This window comes from Micromonospora sp. NBRC 101691 (assembly GCF_030269285.1).
GTDB classification, from domain to species: domain Bacteria; phylum Actinomycetota; class Actinomycetes; order Mycobacteriales; family Micromonosporaceae; genus Micromonospora; species Micromonospora echinospora.
In genome coordinates this window covers 1-3,968 of record NZ_BSTB01000043.1, presented here as the reverse complement: position 1 = coordinate 3,968, position 3,968 = coordinate 1, and the positions used below count along the sequence as shown (strand labels likewise).

Sequence of the window (3,968 nt, the reverse complement as noted above, 5' to 3'; positions counted from 1 at the left end):
TCGCCGCGGCGGCGGGTGTCGACATCACCGCCGCGGCGGCACCACCGACCACCACCGTCGCCACGGCGGCGGCGACGGCCCGCAACAACCACCCGCGCCGCCGGGACGGCGGCGCGGTCAATGGAGCACTACCAAGGACAGACATGATCCTCCTTCGGTGACGAGAGTCGAACGTCCACTCGATGGGTGGACAACACACACAACGGGGTGTGTGCGACGCGACATGAGCACTCACCAGGAATCCGCGCGTCCCGACGCGCACCTGGACCAGGGTTCGACGAGGCGGGCCTGCCCGGTACGCCCGCCGCCACCATCTCCCCGACCATTGACTGTGAGCGATAACATGCTGTCCGTCAAGCCAAAGCACCTCAGGCTCACCGGGCGACGACGCGCCACACCCCGGCGGGTCGGGGCCGACGGCACCCATGGCTCACCGCCGATCCGACAGGCCTGCCGAACTGCCCCCACACACCCGGTCCACACCGCCCTTGATGCTCTCGAAATCCTCGCGTAACATCGCCTTACTTCGATGGCCTTCGCCGGAAGATCCGTTCCTCATCTTTGAGTAGCCAGCGCTCGGGCAGTGTTGTTAGCGCTAACAGCGGCCGGTGGCAAAGGTGTCGAAGTAGGGAGTTGCCGCATCTGGGCCGGTGCGGCAGCCCGTTCCCGGGCATGAGTTGCGCTCTCCGCAGTCGGACGGGCCGCCGGTCGAGGCGGATGTCGGCTGCGACCGAGTTCCTATCGAAGGAGAGGCATGAACGACATCCATGTGGCTCCCCCGCCGCCGCCTCGACAGCACCGACGATGGCTGGCAATGGTGGCGGCGGTCGTGACCGTCCTCGCCGGTGGTGTCGCCGCGGTCGTCGGCGCGCCGGCTGCCTCCGCCGCGACGGTGGACACGAACGCCTGGTACGTGCTGGTCAACCGGAACAGCGGCAAGGCCCTGGACGTGTACAACCTCGCCACCAACGACGGCGCGCGGATCACCCAGTGGGCCCGCGGCGACGGGGCCTGGCAGCAGTGGCAGTTCGTCGACTCCGGTGGCGGCTACTACCGGTTGAGGTCCCGCCACTCCGGCAAGGTCCTCGACGTGTACAACCGGTCGACCGCCGACGGTGCCGGCATCGTGCAGTGGACCGACGGCAACGCCGCCAACCAGCAGTTCCGACTGGCCGACTCCACCGGTGGCTACGTCCGTCTGATCAACCGCAACAGCGGCAAGGCCGTCGAGGTGCAGAACGCGTCCACCGCCGACGGCGCGAACGTCGTGCAGTACGCCGACTGGGGCGGCAGCAACCAGCAGTGGCAACTCGTCCGGGTCGACGGCGGCACCACCCCCACCACACCCCCGGGCGGCGGGGAGCAGTTCACCAATCCGGTGGTCTGGCAGGACTTCGCCGACGGCGACATCATCCGCGTCGGGGACGCCTACTACTACTCGGCCTCGACCATGCACTACTCCCCCGGAGCGCCGATCCTGCGCTCCTACGACCTGGTGAACTGGGAGTACGCCGGCCACTCCGTACCGAGCCTGGACTTCGGGTCGAACGCCTACAACCTGACCGGCGGGCGGGCGTACGTCAAGGGCATCTGGGCCTCGACCCTGAACTACCGACGCAGCAACAGCACCTACTACTGGATGGGCTGCGTCGAGTTCAACCGGACGTACGTCTACACCGCGGCGTCGGTCGACGGCACCTGGCAGAAGAGGTCGCAGATCAACAACTGCTACTACGACGCCGGCCTGCTCGTCGACGACAACGACACCATGTACGTGGCCTACGGCAACGGCACCATCAGCGTCGCGCAGCTGTCCGCCGACGGCCTGTCCCAGGTCCGCGCGCAGCAGGTCTTCACCACGCCGTCGAACATCGGCACCCTGGAGGGGGCCCGCTTCTACAAGCGCAACGGCAGCTACTACATCTGGCTCACCCGCCCCGCCAACGGCCAGTACGTCCTGAAGTCCAGCTCACCGTTCGGGCCGTACGAGATGCGCCAGGTGCTGCTGGACCTGCCCGGCCCCATTTCCGGCGGCGGGGTCCCGCACCAGGGCGGCCTGGTGCAGACGCAGAACGGCGACTGGTACTACATGGCGTTCACCGACGCGTACCCGGGTGGTCGGGTGCCGACCCTCGCGCCGATCACCTGGAGCGGCGACGGCTGGCCGGTCCTGCAGACCGTCAACGGCCGGTGGGGCGTCACCTACCCGAAGCCGAACATCACCACGTCCAAGACCGTGCAACCGATGACCGGCGCGGACACCTTCACCGGGCCGGGCCTGGGCCACCGGTGGGAGTGGAACCACAACCCCGACACCAGCCGGTACAGCGTCAACAACGGACTGCGCCTGCAGACCGCGACCGTGACCAACGACCTCTACAACGCCCGGAACACCGTCACCCACCGGATCCAGGGCCCCACCTCCACCGCGACGATCGAGCTCGACCACTCCGCCATGAGCAACGGGGACCGGGCCGGCCTCGCCATGCTCCGCGACTCCTCGGCGTGGATCGGGGTCAAACGCGACAACGGCACGACCCGGGTGGTGATGACCAACGGCCTGACGATGGACAGCAGCTGGAACACCACCGGTACCGGTGTGGAGGCGGCCGGCGCCGCCATCTCGGGCAGCCGGACCTGGCTGCGGGTCAGCGCCGACATCCGGCCGGGTACGGGCCGGCAGGCACGCTTCTCGTACAGCACCGACGGGGTGAACTTCACGGCCCTCGGACCGGCCTTCACCCTGAACAACGCCTGGCAGTTCTTCATGGGCTACCGATACGGGATCTTCAACTACGCCACCCAGGCCCTCGGTGGCGCCGTCACCGTGCGGCGTTTCGAGATGACCACTCCCTGATCCCGGCACGTGACCGGCGGCCCGCCGCCCACCGGACCCCACCTCCGGAAGGACAGAACAGACATGACCACCACCAGGACCCGACCGTCCCCCGTCCACCGGCCACGAGGGTGGAAAGCCGCCCTCTCCGCGCTGGGCGTCGGACTCGTCGCCGCCTCCATGGCGTTCGTCGCTCCGGCCCCCGCCGAAGCGGCCAGCACCCTCGGCGCCTCGGCCGCGGAGAAGGGCCGCTACTTCGGCACGGCCGTGGCGGCGCACAAGCTCTCCGACAGCCAGTACGTCGGCATCCTCAACCGCGAGTTCAACTCGGTGACCGCCGAGAACGAGATGAAGTGGGACGCCACCGAGCCCTCCCAGGGCCGGTTCTCCTACACGAACGCGGACCGCATCGTGAACCACGCCCGCGCCAACGGGATGAGCATCCGCGGCCACGCCCTGCTCTGGCACGCCCAGCAACCGGGGTGGGCTCAGAACATGTCCGGCTCCGCCCTGCGCAGCGCCGCCATCAACCACGTCACCCAGGTCGCCAGCTACTACCGGGGGAGGATCCACTCCTGGGACGTGGTGAACGAGGCGTTCGCCGACGGCGGCAGCGGCGGCCGGCGTGACTCCAACCTCCAGCGCACCGGCAACGACTGGATCGAGGCGGCGTTCCGGGCCGCCCGGGCCGCCGACCCGAACGCCAAACTCTGCTACAACGACTACAACACCGACGGGGTCAACGCGAAGTCGACCGGCATCTACAACATGGTGCGCGACTTCAAGGCCCGCGGCGTACCCATCGACTGTGTGGGTTTCCAGTCCCACCTGACGAACTCGGTGCCCGGTGACTACCAGGCCAACCTGCAGCGCTTCGCCGACCTCGGCGTCGACGTGCAGATCACCGAACTCGACATCGCCGGCACCAACCAGGCCGCCGTCTACGACACCGTCACCCGCGCCTGCCTGGCCGTGGCCCGCTGCACCGGCATCACCGTGTGGGGCATCCGGGACAGCGACTCCTGGCGCACCGGCGCGAACCCGCTGCTGTTCGACAACAACGGCAACAAGAAGCCCGCGTACACCGCCGTGCTGAACGCCCTGAACGCCGGCGGCAGCAACCCGGGCGGCC

General features: G+C 68.7%; 2 protein-coding genes. Both read left to right on the top strand.

Going from position 1 to position 3,968, the window contains the following annotated elements; genetic code table 11:
- The first annotated feature begins 814 nt into the window (after positions 1–814).
- Entirely contained in the window at positions 815–2,857 is a 2,043-nt protein-coding gene (locus QSK20_RS31825) for a family 43 glycosylhydrolase (RefSeq protein WP_285792305.1), read from the top strand.
- A gap of 159 nt (positions 2,858–3,016) precedes the next feature.
- The coding region (locus QSK20_RS31820; protein ID WP_285792304.1) for a glycoside hydrolase family 10 protein at positions 3,017–3,968 on the top strand (952 nt) is incomplete at its 3' end.

Coding starts and splice junctions, on each gene's coding strand:
- QSK20_RS31825 (WP_285792305.1), top strand. CDS start 815: ATGGTGGCGGCGGTCGTGACCGTCCTCGCCGGTGGTGTCGCCGCGGTC.